Below are 20,463 nucleotides of genomic sequence, written 5' to 3'. Positions count from 1 at the left end.
CGCCCACACCTGCGATCCCGCAACCGCTGGTCAGACGGGTGACCCGTGGTGGCCGACCGCGCCGCCGCGTGGTTACTGTCGTCGCGTGCCGGCCGAGCGCGACCGTCCGCGGGACTCCATCCTCGTCCAGCGGCCTGACGCCGTGGTGGGCCGCGAGGAGGCCGGCCTCGTCACCGCTGCCACCGCCGTGGTCGAGCAGGCCAGCACCCCCGCCAGCGCCTCGAAGGCGCTGCCGGGGGTGCTGGCCGACGTGCCGGTGGCGGTGCTGGTCATCGACCGCGGCGCCGGGGCCGTCACCTACGCCAACACCGCCGCGGTGGAGCTGGCGGGCAACGTCCGCCTCCCCGTCGACATCGACACCTGGGGCGCCTCCGTCGGTCTCACCGACCTGGGCGGGCAGCCGCTGGCCAGCACGTCCGGCCCGCTGTCCCTCGTCGCCCAGGGCCTCCCGGTCACCGGCGAGGCGGTGCGGATGGCATCGGGCCCGCGCGCCGACGGCCCGCCCGCCCCGGACGCCGACGCCCGCCCCGACCGGCTGCTGTGGGTCACCGGCTTCCCCCTGTCGCGGCCCGACGGCGACGAGCACCTGTCCCTGGTCGTCTTCCTCGAGGTGGAGGCCGGCGGCGCCGACGCCGCCGAGGACCAGCTGCAGGCGCTGCGGGAGCGGGCGGTCGTGGCCACCGACATCGCCTTCATCATCACCGACCCCCGCCAGCCGGACAACCCGCTGATCTGGGTCAACCCCTCGTTCTCGCGGATCACCGGCTACGGCGACGAGGCCGTCGGCCGCAACTGCCGGTTCCTGCAGGGGCCGGCCACCGACCCGGCGGCCATCGCGGGGATCCGCGCCGCGCTCGACGAGCGGCGGGCGGTCACCACGACCCTCCTCAACTACCGCAAGGACGGCACGGCCTTCTGGAACCAGCTCTCGATCAGCCCGGTCTTCGACGGCGCGGGCGAGCTGGTCAGCTTCGTCGGCGTGCAGACCGACGTCACCGAGCGGGTGCGGGGCGAGCGCGAGCGGGAGGCGGCGTTCGCCGCCGAGCAGGCCGCCCGACGGGAGGCCGAGCTGGCCCGTGCGACCGCCGAGCGGGCGCAGGCCGACGCCGAGCGGGCGCGCGCGGACGCCGAGCGCATGCAGGGCCGGCTGGCGCTGATGGCCGAGGCGACGAGCACGCTGATCGCCACGCTCGACCTGACCGACCTCCTCGACCGGCTGTCCCGGCTCTGCGTGCCACTGCTCGCCGACTGGGTGTTCATCTGCCTGGTCGACGACGACGGAGCCGTCCGCGAGACCGCCTCCCGGCACCGCGACGGGCTCGAGGAGGAGCTGCGGGTGCTGGCCACCCAGCACGTCGGGCACCTGCCGGAGAGCTCGCCGACCCGCCGCAGCATCGCGACGTCCCGGCCGGTGCTCGTCCAGCAGGCCGGCACCCACGTCGACGACCTGTTCAGCTCCGAGGCCACCCGCCAGGCCGCCGAGCGGCTGGGGATGCGGTCGCTGCTCGCCGTCCCCATGGTCGCCCGCCGGCGCACCCGCGGCGCCATCCTGCTGGCCCGCGCCCACACCGAGCGGCCCTTCGACCAGGAGGACGTCGACCTCGCCGAGGACCTCGCCCGCCGGGCCGCGCTCGCGATGGACAACGTGCGCCTCTACCAGCAGGAGCACACCGTCGCCGACACGCTGCAGCGCTCGCTGCTGCCCGAGCTCCCCGCCATCCCCGGGGTCGAGTCGGCCGCCCACTACGTCAGCGCCTCGACGGCGGCCGACGTGGGCGGGGACTTCTACGACCTGCTGCACCTGCCCGACGGGTCCATCGGCGTGGTGATCGGCGACGTCGTCGGGCACGACATCGCGGCCGCCGCGGCGATGGGGCACCTGCGCGGGCTGATCCGGGCGTGCGCCTGGGAGGCACCCGACCCCGACCCCGGCGTCGTCCTCGCGCGGGTGGACCGGCTGGTGCAGGGCCTGGGCGTGGCCTCGATGGCCACGATCGTCTACGCCCGCGCGGTGCCCCCGGCCGGCGAGGGCGCGCCGTGGCGACTGACGCTGGCCAGCGCCGGCCACCCGCCGCCGCTGCTGCGCACGGCCGGCGGCGAGGTCGAGGTGCTCGACGAGGTGACCGGCCTGCTGATCGGCGTCGACGGCAGCCGGCCCCGGCGGTCCACGTCGATCGACCTGCCGCGCGACGCCACGCTGCTGGCCTACACCGACGGGCTGATCGAGCGACCGGGCACCGACCTCGACGAGGGCATCGCCGAACTGGTCGACCGGCTGGTCGCCACCCCGGCCGGGTCGGGCCCGCGCGCACTGTGCGACGCCGCGGTCGCCGGCTCCCTCGACGGGCGGGACGACGTCGCGATGATCGCCGTCCGGTTCTGCTAGGCCGGGCCCGCCTACCCCTCGGCCCCGCGGGGCTCCAGCAGGCCGTAGGCGCCGCGGTGGAACAGCAGCGGCCGCCGTCCGGGGTCCGCGCCGAGGTCGAGCACCCGGGCGGCGACGAGCGTGTGGTCGCCGCCGTCGTACTCGGCCCAGAGCTCGCAGTCGATCCAGGCCACGACGTCGTCGAGCACCGGCTGGTCCAGCGGGCTCGGGCGCCAGGACACCCCGGCGAACTTGTCGGCGTTCGAGCGGGCGAACTGCGCCGACAGCGTGACCTGGTCCTCGGCGAGCACGTTGACGCAGAAGCGGCCGATGTCGCGCAGCTGCGGCCAGGTGCGCGAGGTGCGCGCGGGTGCGATGACCACCAGCGGCGGCTCCAGCGACAGCGAGCTGAAGGACTGGCAGGTGAAGCCGATCGGCCCGTCGTCCCCCTGGGCGGTGACCACGGTGACGCCCGAGGCGAAGTGACCGAGGACGTCGCGCATGGTGCCGGGGTCGACCGCCCCGGCACCGGACGGCGGCTGGCTCATGCCGCCACCCAACCACGGGCGCGCGGGTCTCCCGGCGGCGTCACCCGACGGCGGCCGGACGGGGCACCGAGCGGCCGCCGGCCCGGTACAGCGAGCTGGGCAGCGGCCGCCCCACGGCCTCCTCGGCGACCCGGGCGGCGGCGAGCACGGCGTCGAGGTCCAGCCCGGTGCGCACGCCGGACTCCTCGAGCATGTAGACCAGCTCCTCGGTGGCGATGTTGCCGCTCGCGCCGGGCGCGAACGGGCAGCCGCCGAGACCGCCGACCGAGGAGTCCAGCTGGGTCACCCCCGCCTGCACGGCGGCCAGCGCGTTGGCCTGCCCGGTGCCGCGGGTGTCGTGGAAGTGCACGCCGACGTCGGTGCCCGGGCAGGCCCGGCGGACGGCGTCGAGCAGCTGCACGACCCGCATCGGGGTGGTGGTGCCGATCGTGTCGCCCAGGCACAACCGGTCGGCGCCGGCGGTGACCGCGGCGCGGGCGACGTCCACGGTGCGGGGGATCGGGGTGCGGCCGTCGAAGGGGCAGTCCCAGGCGGTGGCGATCACCACCTCCAGCGACCCGCCGGTGCCGTGCGCCAGGCCGGCGATCTCGCCGACGGCCGCGACCGCCTCGGCGGTGCTGCGGCCGGCGTTGGCCCGGCTGTGCCCGTCGGAGGCGGACACCACGTACTCCAGGTCGGCGACGCCGGCGTCCACCGCCCGGGTGGCCCCACGGGCGTTGGCGACCAGGGCGGAGAACAGCACGCCGTCGAAGGCGTGCAGCTCGGCGGCCAGCTGGTCGGCGTCGGCCAGCGCGGGCACGGCCCGGGGCGAGACGAAGGAGGTCACCTCGATCCGGCGGACGCCGGTGGCCACGAGGGCCTCGAGCATCGCCAGCTTGCCGTCCAGGGGCACCGGCGCCTCCAGTTGCAGGCCGTCGCGCATGCCCACCTCCCGGACGTCCACCGTCGCGGGCAGCACCAGGTCGAACTCGTTCACGGGGGTCCTCCTCGCTCGATCCCGTGTCATCCTCCCCCGGCGCGGGTTCCACGTGGAACGTCCCGGGGACACTCCCAGCCGAGAAGCTGCAGGACGAGGCCCTGTCGGCGCAGGATGTTCGGCACGGAGGTGGCAGGTGACGGACATGGCGGACACGCTCCCCCCGGCGGATCGCCGGAGCGCGTTCGCCAATGCGCCCATGGGCATCGTCCTGGCCACCCCGGCCGGCCTGCTGGTCGACGTGAACCCGGCCTTCGTCGCGATGATCGGGCGGTCGGCCGACGACCTCTACGGCAGCTCGGTGCTCGGGCTCGTCCACCCCGACGACCGTGCGGCGACCCAGGAGGCCTTCGCCGAGCTGCTGTCCCGCCGCCGGATGATGCGCCACGAGACCCGGGTGGTCCGGCGGGACGGCGGTGTGGTGCCGGTACAGGTCACGTCGTCCTGGGTGCCGGAGTCCCCGGAGGGCGACCCGCCGCACGTGGTGGCCATCTTCGAGGACATCACCGAGCGCAAGGACCTCGAGGCCGCGCTGGTGCACCGGTCGCTGCACGACCCGCTGACCGGGCTGCCCAACCGGGCACTGTTCACCGACCGGCTGCAGCACGCCCTGGAGCGGGGGCGGCGCGAACGGACGCCGACCAGCCTGCTGGGCGTCGACCTCGACGGCTTCAAGGCGATCAACGACGTCCACGGCCACCCCGTCGGCGACGCCGTGCTGATCGCCTTCGCCGAACGGCTGACCTCGGTGCTGCGCGCCAGCGACACCGCGGCGCGCGTCGGCGGCGACGAGTTCAGCGTCGTCTGCGAGAACAGCGGGCGCGCCGACGCCGAGGCCCTCGCCGCGCGGCTGCGAGAGCGGGTGGGCGAGCCGCTGCGGCTGAGCGGCGGGCTGGTCCTGCCGCTGTCGCTCAGCATCGGGATCGGGACCGTCGAGGGCGGCATCGACCCGGAGCGGGCGTTCGGGGCGCTGGTGCGGGAGGCCGACGACGCGATGTACGTCGACAAGGCCGCCCGGCGCGGCTGAGGAAGGACCCTCCCGGGCCTCAGCCGGCCCAGCGGGTGACGACGTCGGTGAAGGCGGCCGCGGCCTGCTCCAGCTCGTCGAGTTCCACGTACTCGTCGACGGCGTGCATGACCGCCGGGGTGCCCGGCCCCCAGACCACGATCGGGGCGCCGCCGACGACCTGCACGAGCACCGAGGCGTCGGTGAAGTAGGTCGCCGGCGTGGACAGCACCGGTGCCCCCAGCGAGGCCACCCACGGGTCGTCGGCGGGGGTCACCACCGGCGGCAGGTCCACCCGCACCTCGACGTCGGCGACCTCCGGCTGCGCCCGCCACCAGGCCAGCAGCTCGTCGCCGGCGGCCACGGTGCGCTGGTCGACGACCACCTCGGCGCGGTCGGGGACGACGTTGGGCACGGTGCCGCCCGCGACGACGCCGGGGTTCCACGTCTCGGTGCCGAGGAAGGGGTCGCTGCGCAGTGGCAGCGCTCCGCCGACGCGGCCGAGCAGCGCGGCGAGGTCCAGCACCGCGTTGTGCCCGCGCTCGGGCGTGCTGCCGTGTGCGGCCCGGCCGGCGGTCCGGACGGCGAGCCACAGCGCCCCCTTGTGGCCGAGGACCACCTGATTCCCGGTGGCCTCCGGGACGACGACCGCGCCCACGGGCAGCTCGGCGACGGCCGCGGCTGCCGCGGCTGCTCCCTTGGAGCCGATCTCCTCGTCGCTGGTCAGCAGCAGCGCCACCGGCGTCCCCGGGTCAGCGGCGGCGAGCGCGGCCGCCGCGGCGACCACGCCCGCCTTCATGTCGCTGCCGCCGCGGCCCCAGACCCGGCCGCCGTCCAGGTCGGCGTCGAAGGGGTCGCGCTGCCACGCGGACGGGTCGGCGGCGGGCACCGTGTCGACGTGGCAGGCGAGCAGCAGGTGCCGGCGGTCGGGGTCGGCCGGCGTCCGCAGCAGGGTCCAGGGGTGGTCGCGGTCGCGGCCCTCGCTGACCTGCAGGTGCGCAGCGCGTTCGCGCAGCACGTCGGTGAGGACGCCGAGGGCGTCGCGCTGCGCGATGGCGTCGCCGGAGACGGTGGGGCGGCGCACCAGCTCCCGCACGAGCGCCACCGGGTCCAGAGCAGGGGCCGTCATGGTCCGATCCTGCCCCCGCCGTGCCGGGACGGCACCCCGCCGCGGCTTGGGGAAGCGTCGAGCCCAGCGCAGGCCGGGACGTCACCGGGCGACAGGTCCTCCGGAGCCGGTGACGGCACCGAGCCGGGGTGGACCCGGTCGCGGGGGCCCGCAGGGTCTCCCGACCGGGACACGGGCAGTGGCTCCACGGCAGCCGGGGACGGCCGTTGGCCGCGGTGCGGTCCGGAGGACCGCGATGTCACCGCGGGGCGGTCCGGAGGACCGCAGATCACACGAGCGCGCGGCCCACCGCGACGGCGCGGGTGTCCGGGGCGGCCACGCGGACCGCGTCGGCCTCCTGGTCACTGGGCTCGGTCTGCGAGCGGCGCTCGGCCTCCACCCGGGCGGCGTAGCTCTGCACCTCGTTGGCGATCCGCTGCTCGTCCCAGCCGAGGACCCCGGCGACGGCCCGGGCCACCGGCTCGGCGCTGTCCATGCCGCGGTGCGGGGTCTCGATCGAGATCCGGGTGCGCCGGGCCAGCAGGTCGTCGAGGTGCAGCGCCCCCTCGTGGGAGGCACCCCAGACCATCTCGACCATCAGGTACTCCTCGGCGCCGGGCACCGGCTCGAGCAGCGAGCGGTCGTCGGCGGCCAGCCCGAGCACCTCGGGGGTCTCCGAGCCGTAGCGGTTGAGCAGGTGCTCGGCGCGGAAGTGCGGGATGCCCCAGCGCTCGCTCAGCCCGTGCAGCTGGTTGACCATCGCGTGGTAGCCCTCGGCGCCGACCAGCGGGATGTTCTCGGTGACGCTCGGCGGCACGGACCGCGTGACGTCGTCGGCGACGGCGTCCACCGCGTCGGCCGCCATCGGCCGGTAGGTCGTGTACTTGCCGCCGGCCACCGCGACCACCCCCGGCATCGGCCGGGCGACCGCGTGCTCGCGGGACAGCTGGCTGGTCTGCTCCGACTCGCCGGACAGCAGCGGGCGCAGCCCGGCGTAGACGCCGGTGATGTCGTCGTGGCTCAGCGGGACGGCGAGCACCTGGTTGACGTGCTCGAGGATGTAGTCGATGTCGGCCCGGGACGCCGCCGGGTGTGCCTTGTCCAGCGTCCAGTCGGTGTCCGTCGTCCCGACGATCCAGTGGCTGCCCCAGGGGATCACGAACAGCACCGACTTCTCAGTGCGCAGGATCAGCCCGGCCTCGCCGTTGATCCGGTCGCGGGGGACGACGATGTGCACGCCCTTGCTGGCCCGCACGTGGAACCGGCCGCGCCCGCCGACCAGGGTCTGGATGTCGTCGGTCCACACGCCGGTGGCGTTGACGACGACCTCGGCCTGCACGTCGACCTCGGCACCGGTCTCCACGTCGCGCACCCGCACCCCGGTGACCCGGCCGCCGGCGTGGTGGAAGGCCACCACCTCGGCGGAGTTCAGCACGGTCGCCCCGTAGGCGGCGGCGGTGCGGGCGACGCTGAGGGTGTGCCGGGCGTCGTCGGCCTGCGCGTCGTAGTAGCGGATGGCGCCGACGAGCGCGTCGGGCTTGAGCGCGGGGAACAGCTGCCGGGCGCCGCGGCGGCTGAGGTGCTTGTGCCGGGGCATCGGCGTGGACAGCGCGCCGAGGCGGGCCAGCTGGTCGTAGAGGACCAGGCCGGCGGTGACGTAGGGCCGCTCCCACACCCGGTGCTCCAGCGGGTAGAGGAACGGCACCGGCTTGACCAGGTGCGGCGCGATCCGGGTGACGGAGAGGTCGCGCTCGTGCAGCGCCTCGCGGACCAGGGTGAAGTCGAACTGCTCCAGGTAGCGCAGGCCGCCGTGGAACAGCTTCGAGGAGCGGGAGGAGGTGCCGCTGGCGAAGTCGCGGGCCTCGACCAGCGCCGTCCGCAGGCCCCGGGTAGCCGCGTCGAGCGCGACGCCGCTGCCGGTCACGCCGGCACCGACGACCAGGACCTCGAAGGGTTGTTCGGCCAGCTCGGCCCAGGCTCGTGCGCGCTGTTCGGGACCGAGTGCGGGGACTACCGGCATGCCGACTCCTCAGGCGGGGACTGCTCTGCGTCCCACGGTAGGACGGTGGTCAGAGGGCGTCGACGCTCGTCGTTCGACATCGTCGTACACCGAGGGCCTAAGGTGACCGGCCATGCCCGGCACCGTGCAGTCCATCGAGCGTGCAGCCACGTTGCTGCACGCGATCGTCGAGTCCGGCGGTCAGATGGGCGTGACCGAACTGGCCGCCGCGGTCGGGCTGCCGAAGACGACGACCCACGGGCTGCTGCGGACGCTACTGGCCGTCGGGTTCGTCGAGCAGGACCAGCGCACCGGCCGCTACACCCTCGGCGCCGGCCTGCTGGGGCTGGGTTCGCACTACCTGGACGTCAACGAGCTGCGTTCCCGCGCGTCGAACTGGGCGGACTCCCTGGCCGCCCGCAGCGGCTTCGCCGTCCGGCTCGGGACGCCGGCGGGCCTGCAGGTGGTGGTCGTCCACCACGTGTTCCGGCCCGACGACTCGCCGCAGGAGCTGGAGGTCGGCGCGGTGCTGCCCGCCCACGCGACCGCGGTGGGGAAGGTGCTGCTGGCCTCCCGCCCGGCGATGGCCCGGGCGCTGGCCGACGTCCCGCTGGACGCGTTCACCGCGCGCACCGTGGTCGACCCGGCGGCGCTGCTGGTCGAGCTCCAGGCCGCCCGGGCGCGGGGCTGGGCCGAGCAGCAGGGGGAGTTCCAGCTCGGCGTGGGCGGGATCGCCGCGCCGGTGCACGGCCCGGGTGGCCTGGTCGTCGGCGCGCTCGGCGTCAGCGGCCCGGTCGAGGAGCTGTTCGCCGACGCCGCGCGGCCGGCGCTGCGCGCCATGGTGGTCGAGGCCGCGGCGGCCGTCTCCCGGGAGCTGGCCACATGACGGAGCGCTACGTGCTCGCGGTGGACCAGGGCACCACCTCGACCCGGTCGATCGTGTTCGACCGCGCCGGCCGGCTGGTCGCCGTCCGCCAGCGCGAGCACCGCCAGCACTTCCCCCGCCCCGGCTGGGTGGAGCACGACCCGGAGGAGATCTGGGCCAACACGCAGCTCACCGCCGCCCAGGCGCTGCGCGACGTCGCCGGCCTGCCCGGGCAGGTGGTGGCGCTGGGCATCGCCAACCAGCGCGAGACGACGGTGGTCTGGGACCGCGCCACCGGGCGGCCGCTGGTGCGGGCGCTGGTGTGGCAGGACACCCGCACCGGGCCGCTGGTGGAGCAGCTGGCCGCCCGGCCCGAGGCCCCGCTGGTGCGCGAGCGCACCGGGCTGGAGCTGGCCGGGTACTTCGCCGGTCCCCGGCTGCGCTGGGTGCTCGACAGCGTCCCGGGCGCGCGGGCGCGGGCCGAACGCGGCGAGCTGCTGTTCGGGACCATGGAGAGCTGGCTGATCTGGAACCTCACCGGCGGGCCGGACGGCGGGGTGCACGTCACCGACGTGACCAACGCCAGCCGGACCCTGCTGATGGATGTGCGCAGCTGCCGCTGGGACCCCGACCTGCTCGACCTCTTCGGCGTCCCCGCGGCGATGCTGCCCGAGATCCGCCCCTCGGTCGGCGTGCTCGGCACCGCCACCGCGCTGCCGGTGCCGCTGACCATCGGCGGCGCGCTCGGCGACCAGCAGGCGGCGCTGTTCGGGCAGACCTGCTTCGCCCCCGGCGAGACCAAGTGCACCTACGGCACCGGCAGCTTCCTGCTGCAGAACACCGGGGAGGACCTGGTCCGCTCGCGCCACGGGCTGATCAGCACGGTGGCCTACCAGCTGGCGGGGGAGCCGGTGCACTACGCGCTGGAGGGCTCGATCGCCGTCACCGGCGCCCTGGTGCAGTGGCTGCGGGACAGCCTCGGGCTGATCGGCTCCGCGGCCGAGGTGGAGACCCTCGCCCGCAGCGTCTCCGACAACGGCGGGTGCTACGTCGTCCCGGCGTTCTCCGGCCTGCTCGCCCCGCACTGGGCCGGCCGGGCCCGCGGACTGGTGGCCGGCCTGACCTCCTACGTCACCAAGGGCCACCTGGCCCGGGCGGTGCTGGAGGCCACCGGCTGGCAGACGCGGGACGTCGTCCGGGCGATGGACGCCGACTCGGGGCTGCCGCTCACCGCGCTGCGGGTGGACGGCGGGATGACCACCAACAACCTGCTCATGCAGTTCCTGGCCGACGTGCTCGACAGCCCGGTGGTGCGCCCGATGGTGGGGGAGACGGTGTCGCTGGGCGCGGCCTACGCGGCCGGGCTCGCCGTGGGGGTGTGGTCGGACACCGGGGCGCTGCGGCGCAACTGGCACCGCTCGGCGCAGTGGGTGCCCGACCCGAAGCGGGTCGCCGCGCTCGACGCCGCCTACCCCGAGTGGGAGCGCGCCGTGCAGCTCAGCATCGCCTGGGGCGAACGCCCCTGACCCGGGCCGGTTTGTGCGACATGGTCGTACAGCACCCGTTGTCCCGCCTCCACCTGTGTGAATAGCGTCACCGGCCCCGGCCGTCGTCCGGGCGGCGCCGCGGACCGGCGTCGCCCCGGGGCCCACGCATCACCGGCGATGAGGAGAGCAGCGCATGAGCCTGTGGACAGTCTTCGGCAGCGAGGTCGTCGGGACCTTCATCCTGATACTCCTCGGCGTCGGGGTGGTCGCGAACGTCGTCCTCCCCGGGACGTACGGCAACGGGGCGAACTGGCTGCTGATCAACTTCGGCTGGGGCATCGCCGTCTTCGCCGGCGTCTACGCCGGCGCCAGCTCCGGGGCGCACATCAACCCGGCGGTCACCCTCGGCATCGCGGTGAGCGGCGCGGACGAGTACGCGCCCGATGTGCCGATCACCCTGGCGTCGTCCCTCGTCTACGTCGTCGGACAGTTGGTCGGCGCCTTCCTGGGGGCCGTCGTCGCGTGGATGGCCTACCGCAAGCACTACGACGCGGCGACCGAGCCGGTGCTCGGCACCTTCTCCACCGGCCCGGCGATCAAGAGCACCCCGTGGAACGTGATCACCGAGGTCATCGGCACGTTCGTGCTCGTCTACATCATCCTGCGCTTCGGGGACACGCCCGGCGAGCTCGGCCCGCTCGCGGTCGCCCTGCTCGTCGTCGGCATCGGCGCCTCCCTCGGCGGGCCGACCGGCTACGCCATCAACCCCGCCCGCGACCTGGGCCCGCGCATCGCCCACGCCGTGCTGCCGATCCGCGGCAAGGGGGACAGCAACTGGGGCTACGCCTGGGTGCCGATCGTCGGCCCGCTCATCGGGGCCGTCCTGGGCGGCCTGCTGTCCCGCGTCCCCCTCTGACCGCAGCTCCCCGAACCCCACCGCGACGAAGCGAGAGGAACCACCCGTGAGCCAGTACGTGGCAGCCATCGACCAGGGGACCACGAGCACCCGCTGCATGATCTTCGACCACGAAGGTGCCGTGGTCTCGGTCGGTCAGAAGGAGCATCAGCAGATCTTCCCGCGCGCCGGGTGGGTCGAGCACGACGCCAACGAGATCTGGGCCAACACCCGCGAGGTGGTGGGCCAGGCCCTCGCCCGGGGCAACGTCGGCACCTCCGACGTGGTCGCCGTCGGCATCACCAACCAGCGCGAGACCGCCGTCGTCTGGGATCGCAGCACCGGCCAGCCGGTCCACAACGCGATCGTCTGGCAGGACACCCGCACCTCGGCGATCGTCGAGCAGCTCGGCGCCCTCGGCGGCGGCGCCGACAGGTACAAGGACAAGGTCGGCCTGCCGCTGGCCACCTACTTCTCCGGGCCCAAGGTGCGCTGGATCCTCGACAACGTCGACGGCGCCCGGGAGCGGGCCGAGCGCGGCGAGCTCCTGATGGGGACCATCGACTCCTGGCTGATCTGGAACATGACCGGCGGGGCCGACGGCGGGCTGCACCTGACCGACGTCTCCAACGCCTCGCGCACCATGCTCATGGACTACCGGTCGCTGAGCTGGGACGCCGGCATCGCCGAGGAGATGGGCATCCCGATGTCGATGCTCCCGGAGATCCGATCCAACTCCGAGGAGTACGGCCGCGGCCGCAAGGCCGGCTTCCTCGCCGGGGTGCCGATCGCCGGCTCGCTCGGCGACCAGCAGGCGGCCACCTTCGGCCAGGTCTGCTTCACCAAGGGCATGGCCAAGAACACCTACGGCACCGGCAACTTCATGCTGCTCAACACCGGCGAGGAGGCCGTCCCCTCGCAGAACGGCCTGCTCACGACGCTGTGCTACCAGCTGGGCGACGGCAAGCCGGTGTACGCACTGGAGGGCTCGATCGCCGTCACCGGCTCGCTGGTGCAGTGGGTCCGGGACAACCTCGGGATGATCACGAGCGCGCCGGAGATCGAGGAACAGGCCCGCTCGGTCGAGGACAACGGCGGCGCGTACTTCGTGCCCGCCTTCTCCGGGCTCTTCGCGCCGCACTGGCGCTCGGACGCCCGCGGCGCGATCGTCGGGCTCACCCGGTACGTCAACAAGGGCCACCTGGCCCGGGCGGTGCTCGAGGCGACGGCGTACCAGACCCGCGAGGTGCTCGACGCGATGAACGCCGACTCCGGCGTCGACCTCACCGAGCTGCGGGTGGACGGCGGCATGGTCGGCAACGAGCTGCTCATGCAGTTCCAGGCCGACATCCTGGACGTCCCGGTGATCCGGCCCAAGATCGCCGAGACCACCGCGCTGGGCGCCGCCTACGCCGCCGGGCTCGCCGTCGGCTTCTGGTCCGACCTCGACGAGCTCACCGCCAAGTGGGCCGAGGACAAGCGCTGGGAGCCGCAGATGCCGGCCGACGAGCGGGAGCGCAACTACCGCAACTGGCAGAAGGCGGTCACCAAGAGCCTCGACTGGGTCGACGAGGACGTGAAGTAGCGGCGACATCCTGCCGTGATCATCGGCGGGTGGTCGCCCTCGACAGTGTGTCGAGCGACCACCCGCCGGTGATCACCGAGGTTCACCCCCCGAGAGCGGCCGTCACGACCGCCTTGGCCTCCTCCTGCACCTGCGCCAGGTGGTCGGGGCCCTTGAACGACTCGGCGTAGACCTTGTAGACGTCCTCGGTGCCCGACGGGCGGGCGGCGAACCAGGCGTTCTCCGTGGTCACCTTGAGCCCGCCGATGGCGGCGTCGTTGCCCGGTGCGCGGGTGAGCTTGGCGGTGATCGGCTCGCCGGCCAGCTCGGTCGCCGTCACGTCCTCCGGGGAGAGCTTCCCGAGCGCCGCCTTCTGCTCGCGGCTGGCCGGCGCGTCGATGCGGGCGTACGCCGACTCCCCGTACCGGGCGGTCAGCTCGGCGTGCAGCCGGGACGGCGAGCTGCCGGTGACCGCCTGGATCTCGCTGGCCAGCAGGGCGAGCAGGACGCCGTCCTTGTCCGTCGTCCAGACGCCGCCGTCCCGCCGCAGGAACGAGGCGCCGGCGGACTCCTCGCCGCCGAAGCCGACCGAGCCGTCGAGCAGCCCGGGGACGAACCACTTGAAGCCGACCGGCACCTCGACCAGCCGCCGGCCCAGCCCCCCGACCACCCGGTCGATGAGCGACGACGACACCAGCGTCTTGCCGACCGCGACCTCGCCACCCCACTCCGGCCGGTGGGCGAACAGGTAGGAGATCGCCACGGCGAGGAAGTGGTTGGGGTTCATCAGCCCGCCGTCGGGGGTCACGATGCCGTGCCGGTCGGCGTCGGCGTCGTTGCCGGTGGCGATCTGGAACCGCTCCCGCTCGCCGATGAGCGAGGCCATGGCCGACGGGGACGAGCAGTCCATGCGGATCTTGCCGTCCCAGTCCAGTGTCATGAACCGCCAGGTCGGGTCGACCAGCGGGTTGACGACGGTGAGGTCCAGGCGGTGCCGCTCGGCGATCGCACCCCAGTAGTCGACGCTGGCGCCACCGAGGGGGTCGGCGCCGATCCGCACCCCGGCGTCGCGGACCGCGTCCAGGTCGAGCACCTGCGGCAGGTCGTCGACGTAGTCGCCGAGGAAGTCGTGCGCCTGCGCGGCGGCGCGGGCCCGGGCGAAGGGCACCCGCTGCACGCCCTCGAGCCCCTTCTGCAGCAGCTCGTTGGCGCGGGCGGCGATGACCGTGGTGGCGTCGGTGTCGGCCGGGCCGCCGTTGGGCGGGTTGTACTTGAAGCCGCCGTCGCGGGGCGGGTTGTGCGACGGGGTGACGACGATGCCGTCGGCCAGGCCCGAGCCCTTCCCACGGTTGGCCCGCAGGATGGCGTGGCTGACCGCCGGGGTGGGCGTGAACCGGTCAGCGCCGTCGACCAGCACGGTCACGTCGTTGGCGATCAGCACCTCCAGCGCCGACGCCCAGGCCGGCTCGGAGAGCGCGTGGGTGTCCCGCCCGATGAACAACGGGCCGTCGAAGCCCTGCGCCGTGCGGTACTCGCAGATGGCCTGCGTGGTGGCGACGATGTGCGCTTCGTTGAAGGCCCGGTCGAACGCCGACCCCCGGTGCCCGGAGGTGCCGAAGGCGACCTGCTGACCCGGGTCGGCCGGGTCCGGCTCGAGCGTGTAGTACGCGGTGACCAGCGAGGCGACGTCGACCAGGTCGCTGGGGGCAGCCGGCTGTCCGGCACGGGGGTCGGTCATGCGCCGATCCTGGCCCCGCACCTGGCGCGCCCGCGACCCCTGCGACCACGGCGGCGGCCCCGGACGCAGGAGTGCGCCCGGGCCGCCGTCCGGCTCAGAAGCCGGAGGCGAGTCCGAAGACGAGCCCGAGGCCCAGGAAGCCCACGCCGATCCAGCCGAGCACGATGCCGGCGGTGGCCATGCCGCCCCCGGCCTCGCCGCGCTCCCGGATCTGCTTCTTGGCGGTGTAGCCGAAGACCAGCGCCAGGATGCTGCCGATCCAGTACAGCCAGAGGATGCCCAGCACCATCGAGGCGATGGCCATCCCGTTGGTGCGCTGCGGCGGCGCGTACGGGTAGCCGCCGTAGGGCTGGCCGTAGGGGCCCGGCTGCCCGTAGGGCGCCGGCTGGCCGTAGGGCGCCGGCTGGCCGTAGGGCGCCGGCTGGCCTTGGGCCGGCGGCCAGCCGCTCGCCGGTGGGGCCTGGTACCCGGCGTACCCGCCGCCGTGGAGTGCCTGCTCCTGCCCCCAGCCGGCCGGAGGTGGTGCGCCGTGCGGGTCCTCCGCACCGGACTGCTGCGGACCTGGGTGTGTCATCTGCTCGCTCCTGGGTGACTGCGCGTCCGCCCGGGGTCGACGAGAACCGGGCGTTCACCCCCCATCCTGACGCCTGGCGGCGGTGCCCGGGACGCGGCGCGCGGCCCGGCCACCCCGACTGGGGAGACCGGTCGGGCACCGGCGGGTCCGGCCGCGGGTCAGGAGTCGACGCGGGCGGTGTCCCGGCGCAGCGCCAGCCCGGCGAGCAGCAGGCCGCCGGCCAGGACCGCGCCGACGCCCTCGCCGGCGCGCATCCGCAGGTCCAGGAGCGGCTCCCGGCCCAGGTCCCGGAGGACGAGCTCGTGCCCGCGCTCACGGCTGCGCTGCCCGGCGACTGTCGTCCGCCCTGCAGTCGAGCGCGTCAGGTCGGGGTGTGGTCCTGGTATCAGTCCTCGACGCGCTCGAGGAACCGCTCGACCGTCTCCAGGAAGACCTCCGGCTGCTCGGAGTGCACCCAGTGGCCGGCCTTCTTCACCCGGACCAGCCGGGTGTTCGGGAACAGCTCCTCCATGCGCGCCCGGTCATCCGGCAGCACGTAGTGGCTGTTCGCCCCCGCGATCCACAGCACCGGTCCGTCGTAGTGGGCGCCCGGCGGTGGCTCGGGGAAGCCGCGGAGCTCGCCGAGGTCGCGCTCGAGCAGCTCGAGGTTGAGCCGCCAGCGCCAACCGCCGGCGGCCCCGGCTCCCTCCCGGACCAGGCTCTGCAGCAGGAACGAGCGGACCATCCTGCTCGGGACGGCGGCCCGCAGCGCGGCGTCGGCGTCCTCCCGGGTCCGCAGCCGGTCGAGGTCGAGGGCGCGCATCGCGGCGATGTACGCGGCGAAGGGCGAGGCCTCCTCGTCGGGGTCCTCGGTGCGGCCACCGGAGATCGGGTACTCCACCGGGGCGATGTCGACGACCACCAGCGCGCGGAGCAGCTCCGGGTGGCGCAGGGCCAGCTGCATCGCCACCTTGCCGCCCATCGAGTGCCCGACCAGCGTCGCCGGCTCCCCGAACGAGCCCAGCTCCGCGGCCACCAGCTCGGCCATGTCGGCGTAGTCGACCCGGTCGGTCCACGGCGAGTGCCCGTGGTTCGGCAGGTCGAGCAGGGTCACCCGGTGGTCGGCGGCCAGGCCCTTGGCGATCGTCGTCCAGTTCTTGCCCTGGCCGAACAGTCCGTGCACGAACACCACCCGCGGCCCGGCGGAGCCCAGCGTGCGGGCGTGCAACCGCTCCTCGGGATTCGACGTCACCCGGCGATTCCACCAGACTCGCGCGGGGACGGTCGGAGTGCTGGGCCCGCTCGGTGGACGGAACGGGGCCCGGGCTGCTGACCCCCGGCTGGTCAGCGCAGCAGGTCGACGGCGCACCGCAGACCGGGCGCTCGTGAGAGCCGCGCGTCCCCCGTCACCAGCGGGACGTCCAGCAGCTCGGCGAGCGCCACGTACTGCGCGTCGTAGGCGCTGACCGCGTCCCGGAGCTCCCACGCCCGCGCCAGCAGCAGCAGGTGGGGGTGGCGCTCCAGGGCCAGCTCGGCGTAGTCCTCCAGCGCCGCGGTGCCCCGCTCCCGAGTGAGCCGACCGCCCAGCACCTCGCGCCGGACGACGGAGAGCACCTCCACGTCCGCGAGCTCGGGCGCGTGGACGTCGGAGCCCAGGAGCCGCTCGCGCGCCAGGGCACCGGCCGAGCCGTCGTCCACCAGGGCCGGCACGAGCACCGACGCATCGGCGACGATCACGTCCTGCCCTCGCGACCGGCGTCCACGGCGGCGACCGCCTCGTCGAAGGGGAGTCGTCCGCCGCGACGAGCGGCACGGGCCAGCACCTGGGCCTTGCTCGGCCGGGCAGCGACCGCCTGCAGCTCGCGCAGCACGAACTCCGACAGGCTCAAGCCACTCTCGGCTGCCCGCTCCCGCAGCACGGCGTGCAGCTCGTCCGGCACGTGACGGACCTGCAACATCTTCGGCACGATGCCATCCTACATGTGATGCGCATGTGTTTGCATGTGGACCACATGCAAACCCGGTGGTGTGTGCGGCGTCGCTCCTGCTGCGGACGGCTGCGTCCCGCGTCCGTCCCACCGGAAGTGCCAGGTCCCCGAGGTCGACGGCTCCTGGGCCGGGTCCGGCACGTGCGCGGCCCGGACGGGGGAAGGTCCTGCGCCTCGAGAACGTCCGGGCAGGATGCGTGGTGCTCCTGCGCGAGCAGGAGTGCCTCTCGTCCACCGCCCGGCGGCCGGGTGGCGACGGGAGGTCGAGGGTCGCGGCGTCGTCCACGAGCTCTCCGCGCTCCTGGCGGCAGACCGCTCCGCGTGCGGGTTTGGGTCCCCGGCGGGGCGCCACGAGATCGGCCCCGGACCGTCGCACCATCCCCACGGCGACCCGGCCGACCCGCCGCTCGCCCGAGGAGAGGAACGCAGCTGCCATGCCCGGACGGCGCCGCCGGACGACCGACCGCTCGACCAGCACCCGCAGCACGACGACGACCCGTCGCAGGCCACCCGCCCGTCGCCCGGCCGAGCCGGCACCGGAGCGGCCGGTCGCCGGCGCGGGGGAGCGGGTGTGGGTGCTCGCCGTACCGTTCCGGGCGCCGGCCCCGGGCGCGCAGTGGCGGCCGGACCTGCAGGCGCACGTGTGGGTCGGCCGCGAGCTGCCCCCGGAGCTGGCCCCCTACGACCCGCCGCCCTACACCTTCGAGCGCTTCCTCGAGGACGAGCTCAACGACAGCCCCCGGCCGGTGCCGTCGGGCCGGCCGCTGGTGCCACGCGAGGAACAGGCCACCGGTGCGGAGGCCGTGATCGCCTCGGCAGCGGCCGGGCACCGGGTCTTCCTCCTCGGTGACGACCCCGGCGTGGGCAAGACCGGGACCGCCGTCCTGGCCGCCCGGGAGATCTGCGAGATGCGGGGCGGGCATCGGGTGCTCGTCGTCGCCGACCGCCCGGCGGCCATCACGATCCCGCACTGGACCCGCTCGATCGCCGGCTTCGGCGACGGCGGCCTGCGCTGGTGCGTGACCACCTGGGACCGGCTGGCCAAGGTCAGGAAGCTGCGGTTCGACGTCGTGATCGCCGACGAGGCGCACATGGTCCGGCACACGACCACACAGCGGTGGAAGCACTGGAAGGCGGCCTCCGGCGGCGGCCGGGCGACGGACGTGCCGTTCGTCATCGCCGCCACCGCCACCCCGGCGCACACGCCGCTGGAGCTGTCCTACCTCGCGCCGCAGTTCGCGCAGCGGCACGGCGAGCCGCTGCGCGCCTGGACCGACCTGCCGGCGAAGCTCGCCGAGCACGGGTTCCACGTGGAACGAGGGCGCTACGGGTGGGCCTGGACCGAGGACGCCGACGCCCGCCGCGCCGACCTCGCCCGGCTGCAGGGCTGGCTGGCGGACGGCGAGCCGCCCGCCACGCTGCATCGGCCGGCGCCCTGGGGCCCGGTGTCGGTCACCGGGACGCCGGTCGCGCTCACCCCCGCCGAGCAGGCCGCCTACAAGTCCGAGTGGCAGGAGTTCCGCGCCGAGATGCAGCTCGCGCGGAAGGCCCGGCAGACCGCGCGCGGGCGCGCCGCACTGCTGCGCTTCCGGCAGAAGGCCGGGCTGATCCGCGCCCAGGCCACCGTCGACTGGGTGCGGGCGCAGGTCGAGGCCGAGCGGCAGGTCGCAGTGTCGGTGGAGTTCGTCGAGACGGCGGCCGACCCGATCCGCGAGGCCCTGCAGGACGCCGGGGTCGCGGTGGCCTGCATCTACGGCCGCGACCGCTTCGACGTCGAGGCCGAGCGGCTGCGCTTCCAGTCGGGCGAGGCGCCGGTGTGCGTGTTCACCGTGACCGCCTCGATCAGCCTGCACGCCGGCGAGCTGCTGCCCGGCGGCGGCACCGCCTCCCGCACGCCGCGGGTCGGCCTGTTCCACCAGCCGCGCTTCTCCGGCATCCAGGCCCGCCAGGTCACCGGCCGCACCCACCGCGACGGCCAGGTGTCCCCGTGGCGGGTCGCCTTCGCCGAGGACACGGTGGAGGAGCAGGTGGCCCGGGTGATGGTGGAGCGGCTGGCGGTCAGCGGCTCCACCGCCGGGGCGGACACCTCCGCCCTGCAGGAGATCGCGGAGCTGCTCCACGCCGACTGGCTGCCGCCCGTCGCGCTCACCGACTGAGGGTCCCCGCGGCCGCGCCCCCCGGCTCCCGGGGTGCTCCCCCCTCGCCGCGCGTTCCCCGCCCCCTGCGCGGTGTTGATCATGGGGTTGCTGCTCGACGACGCGCCGTCGACCGCGCGTCCGCCTGCACCGACCCCATGATCAACTGCACGGGGCACCGATCCGTGCGGGCGCTCGTGGTGGACCTCAGCCCAGCGCCGCGACGATGCTGGCCACCCCGGCCAGCGCCGACAGCGTCAGCCCGGCCACCCGGAACCGGCGGACGTCGAGCAGGTGGAACAGCCGGCGACCGGCCACGTGGCCGACGACCGCCGCCGCCAGCAGCACCAGCAGCACGTCCGGCCGGAGGGCCTGACCGGCCTGCCCCGAGGCGGTCAGCACCGCGGCGCCGAGGAGGTTGAGGGCGAGGAACAGCGCCGCGAGGGTGTCGCGCATGACCGCCGGGGGCACCTGCCGCCGCTCGAGCCAGAGCACCAGCGGCGGCCCGTTGGTGCTGGTCGTGGTGGTGAGCAGGCCGGCGAGGAGCCCCACGCCGAGCGTGACCCCCCGGGACGGCATCGGCCGGCCGGGGACCGGACGCCGCAGGACCTGCAGCGCCACGGCGGCGAGCACGCCGACGCCGACCGCGAGCTGCAGCGCCGCCTTGCTGACCACGGCGAGCACCAGCACGCCGGCCACGATGCCGGGGACGGCGGCGAGGGTCACCACGCGGACGTCGGTCCACCGGACGGCCGGCCTCGAGCCGCGGCGCACCAGCAGCAGGAGCAGCGTCGTGGTCGTGGCGAGCACCATTAGCGTGGTCACCGCCTCGGCAGGTGCGAGCACGGCCACGATCGCGGGTCCGGCGATGAGCGCCAGCCCGAACCCGGCAGCGGCTTGCACGGTCGCGCCCACCAGGACGGCGAGGCACGCGAGCAGCACGCCGGCCATCCTGTCGCACGGCCGGCGCTGCCCCACCTCGAGCCGTTCGTCGCCCGAGCGGCCCTCCTGCAGCAGAAGGACCCCGTCCCCCTCACCCCTCGCAAGCTCGGGGGGAGCCGCTGGACGGGCCCGGGTGGGGCGGGAGGGCCCTTTCTCAGGCCGAGCAGAGCCAGTCGTCGGAGGACTCCACCGAGGCGTCCGGCCGCGTACCTGGTGGCGGGAAGGGGGAGCGGAACGTGAAGGCTCCCGGCGTCGGGCCGTGCGCACGCAGCAGGCGGACGCGGGGCGGTGTTA

The 20,463-nt window shown here is 74.8% G+C and carries 18 protein-coding genes; 7 read left to right on the top strand and 11 right to left on the bottom strand.

All coding sequences use genetic code 11. The features are described 5' to 3' along the window. Positions 1 to 85 precede the first annotated feature (85 nt). Complete coding sequence (locus tag BLW63_RS21240) at positions 86 to 2,386, top strand: SpoIIE family protein phosphatase (protein ID WP_244522709.1); 2,301 nt, start codon at positions 86 to 88, stop codon at positions 2,384 to 2,386. An 11-nt stretch (positions 2,387 to 2,397) separates the two neighbouring features. Here the strand turns inward: BLW63_RS21240 and BLW63_RS21235 are convergent, their stop codons facing one another. Both BLW63_RS21235 and BLW63_RS21230 read right to left on the bottom strand, forming a co-directional pair. Then, complete coding sequence (locus tag BLW63_RS21235; RefSeq protein ID WP_091160689.1) at positions 2,398 to 2,913, bottom strand: flavin reductase family protein; 516 nt, start codon at positions 2,911 to 2,913, stop codon at positions 2,398 to 2,400. 40 nt (positions 2,914 to 2,953) lie between these two features. Further along, positions 2,954 to 3,889, bottom strand: a complete 936-nt coding sequence (locus BLW63_RS21230) for a hydroxymethylglutaryl-CoA lyase (protein WP_211517215.1) — start codon at positions 3,887 to 3,889, stop codon at positions 2,954 to 2,956. Between the two features lie 145 nt (positions 3,890 to 4,034). On the opposite strand from BLW63_RS21230, the gene BLW63_RS21225 reads away from it, so the two are divergent. Next, the gene (locus tag BLW63_RS21225) at positions 4,035 to 4,916 is read left to right on the top strand and encodes a diguanylate cyclase domain-containing protein (RefSeq protein WP_244522708.1); all 882 of its coding nucleotides are present in this window, start codon (positions 4,035 to 4,037) and stop codon (positions 4,914 to 4,916) included. Positions 4,917 to 4,935: 19 nt separating this feature from the next. Here BLW63_RS21225 and BLW63_RS21220 read toward each other — a convergent pair whose 3' ends face one another. Next, on the bottom strand, positions 4,936 to 6,024 hold the full coding sequence (locus tag BLW63_RS21220) for a M20 family metallopeptidase (protein WP_170856893.1): 1,089 nt from the start codon (positions 6,022 to 6,024) through the stop codon (positions 4,936 to 4,938). A gap of 268 nt (positions 6,025 to 6,292) precedes the next feature. Continuing rightward, entirely contained in the window at positions 6,293 to 8,023 is a 1,731-nt protein-coding gene (locus tag BLW63_RS21215; protein WP_091160683.1) for a glycerol-3-phosphate dehydrogenase/oxidase, read from the bottom strand. 112 nt (positions 8,024 to 8,135) lie between these two features. On the opposite strand from BLW63_RS21215, the gene BLW63_RS21210 reads away from it, so the two are divergent. The 4 genes from BLW63_RS21210 (at position 8,136) to glpK (BLW63_RS21195) (ending at position 12,834) form a co-directional block, all read left to right on the top strand. Beyond that, positions 8,136 to 8,888, top strand: coding sequence for an IclR family transcriptional regulator (locus BLW63_RS21210; RefSeq protein ID WP_091160681.1), 753 nt, complete (start codon positions 8,136 to 8,138; stop codon positions 8,886 to 8,888). Beyond that, on the top strand, positions 8,885 to 10,393 hold the full coding sequence (gene glpK / locus BLW63_RS21205) for a glycerol kinase GlpK (RefSeq protein WP_091160679.1): 1,509 nt from the start codon (positions 8,885 to 8,887) through the stop codon (positions 10,391 to 10,393). The genes BLW63_RS21210 and glpK (BLW63_RS21205) overlap by 4 nt, the downstream gene beginning before the upstream one ends. 154 nt (positions 10,394 to 10,547) lie before the next feature. After that, entirely contained in the window at positions 10,548 to 11,270 is a 723-nt protein-coding gene (locus BLW63_RS21200) for an MIP/aquaporin family protein (RefSeq protein ID WP_091160675.1), read from the top strand. Between the two features lie 46 nt (positions 11,271 to 11,316). Next, complete coding sequence (gene glpK / locus BLW63_RS21195) at positions 11,317 to 12,834, top strand: glycerol kinase GlpK (RefSeq protein WP_091160672.1); 1,518 nt, start codon at positions 11,317 to 11,319, stop codon at positions 12,832 to 12,834. Positions 12,835 to 12,916: 82 nt separating this feature from the next. Here the strand turns inward: glpK (BLW63_RS21195) and pgm are convergent, their stop codons facing one another. The 6 genes from pgm to BLW63_RS21165 form a co-directional block, all read right to left on the bottom strand. Further along, positions 12,917 to 14,551 (bottom strand): phosphoglucomutase (alpha-D-glucose-1,6-bisphosphate-dependent), encoded by a 1,635-nt coding sequence (gene pgm, locus BLW63_RS21190; protein WP_091160669.1) that lies wholly within the window; start codon positions 14,549 to 14,551, stop codon positions 12,917 to 12,919. A gap of 94 nt (positions 14,552 to 14,645) precedes the next feature. After that, positions 14,646 to 15,125: a DUF4190 domain-containing protein gene (locus BLW63_RS28665; RefSeq protein ID WP_091160667.1), complete on the bottom strand. Its 480-nt coding sequence runs from the start codon at positions 15,123 to 15,125 to the stop codon at positions 14,646 to 14,648. A gap of 158 nt (positions 15,126 to 15,283) precedes the next feature. Further along, positions 15,284 to 15,490 carry a nicotinate-nucleotide--dimethylbenzimidazole phosphoribosyltransferase gene (locus BLW63_RS21180; protein ID WP_244522711.1) on the bottom strand — a complete coding sequence of 69 codons (207 nt, stop codon included), beginning with the start codon at positions 15,488 to 15,490 and terminating at the stop codon, positions 15,284 to 15,286. Positions 15,491 to 15,510: 20 nt separating this feature from the next. Next, positions 15,511 to 16,356 (bottom strand): alpha/beta fold hydrolase, encoded by an 846-nt coding sequence (locus tag BLW63_RS21175; protein ID WP_091160664.1) that lies wholly within the window; start codon positions 16,354 to 16,356, stop codon positions 15,511 to 15,513. Between the two features lie 92 nt (positions 16,357 to 16,448). Beyond that, positions 16,449 to 16,841: a type II toxin-antitoxin system VapC family toxin gene (locus BLW63_RS21170; RefSeq protein ID WP_091160662.1), complete on the bottom strand. Its 393-nt coding sequence runs from the start codon at positions 16,839 to 16,841 to the stop codon at positions 16,449 to 16,451. Next, positions 16,838 to 17,062, bottom strand: a complete 225-nt coding sequence (locus BLW63_RS21165; protein ID WP_091160747.1) for a FitA-like ribbon-helix-helix domain-containing protein — start codon at positions 17,060 to 17,062, stop codon at positions 16,838 to 16,840. The genes BLW63_RS21170 and BLW63_RS21165 overlap by 4 nt, the downstream gene beginning before the upstream one ends. Before the next feature lie 464 nt (positions 17,063 to 17,526). Here BLW63_RS21165 and BLW63_RS21160 point away from each other — a divergent pair, with 464 nt between their 5' ends. Then, positions 17,527 to 19,248, top strand: a complete 1,722-nt coding sequence (locus BLW63_RS21160) for a DEAD/DEAH box helicase (protein WP_091160660.1) — start codon at positions 17,527 to 17,529, stop codon at positions 19,246 to 19,248. 186 nt (positions 19,249 to 19,434) lie between these two features. Here BLW63_RS21160 and BLW63_RS21155 read toward each other — a convergent pair whose 3' ends face one another. Further along, positions 19,435 to 20,169 (bottom strand): TSUP family transporter, encoded by a 735-nt coding sequence (locus BLW63_RS21155; RefSeq protein ID WP_170856892.1) that lies wholly within the window; start codon positions 20,167 to 20,169, stop codon positions 19,435 to 19,437. Positions 20,170 to 20,463: the final 294 nt, after the last annotated feature.

The sequence above is a fragment of the Geodermatophilus africanus genome, from assembly GCF_900107105.1.
GTDB lineage: Bacteria > Actinomycetota > Actinomycetes > Mycobacteriales > Geodermatophilaceae > Geodermatophilus > Geodermatophilus africanus.
The sequence above is the reverse complement of the archived record's forward strand: the minus strand, read 5'-3'. Positions and strand labels throughout refer to the sequence as shown.

What these genes read in the sequence shown, in the direction of transcription:
- BLW63_RS21225 (WP_244522708.1), top strand. Translation starts at nt 4,035, where the DNA reads ATGGCGGACACGCTCCCCCCGGCGGATCGCCGGAGCGCGTTCGCCAAT.
- BLW63_RS28665 (WP_091160667.1), bottom strand. Translation starts at nt 15,125, where the DNA reads ATGACACACCCAGGTCCGCAGCAGTCCGGTGCGGAGGACCCGCACGGC.
- BLW63_RS21200 (WP_091160675.1), top strand. Translation starts at nt 10,548, where the DNA reads ATGAGCCTGTGGACAGTCTTCGGCAGCGAGGTCGTCGGGACCTTCATC.
- BLW63_RS21235 (WP_091160689.1), bottom strand. Translation starts at nt 2,913, where the DNA reads ATGAGCCAGCCGCCGTCCGGTGCCGGGGCGGTCGACCCCGGCACCATG.
- BLW63_RS21165 (WP_091160747.1), bottom strand. Translation starts at nt 17,062, where the DNA reads ATGTTGCAGGTCCGTCACGTGCCGGACGAGCTGCACGCCGTGCTGCGG.
- BLW63_RS21215 (WP_091160683.1), bottom strand. Translation starts at nt 8,023, where the DNA reads ATGCCGGTAGTCCCCGCACTCGGTCCCGAACAGCGCGCACGAGCCTGG.
- BLW63_RS21210 (WP_091160681.1), top strand. Translation starts at nt 8,136, where the DNA reads ATGCCCGGCACCGTGCAGTCCATCGAGCGTGCAGCCACGTTGCTGCAC.
- BLW63_RS21220 (WP_170856893.1), bottom strand. Translation starts at nt 6,024, where the DNA reads ATGACGGCCCCTGCTCTGGACCCGGTGGCGCTCGTGCGGGAGCTGGTG.
- BLW63_RS21160 (WP_091160660.1), top strand. Translation starts at nt 17,527, where the DNA reads ATGCCCGGACGGCGCCGCCGGACGACCGACCGCTCGACCAGCACCCGC.
- glpK (WP_091160679.1), top strand. Translation starts at nt 8,885, where the DNA reads ATGACGGAGCGCTACGTGCTCGCGGTGGACCAGGGCACCACCTCGACC.
- pgm (WP_091160669.1), bottom strand. Translation starts at nt 14,551, where the DNA reads ATGACCGACCCCCGTGCCGGACAGCCGGCTGCCCCCAGCGACCTGGTC.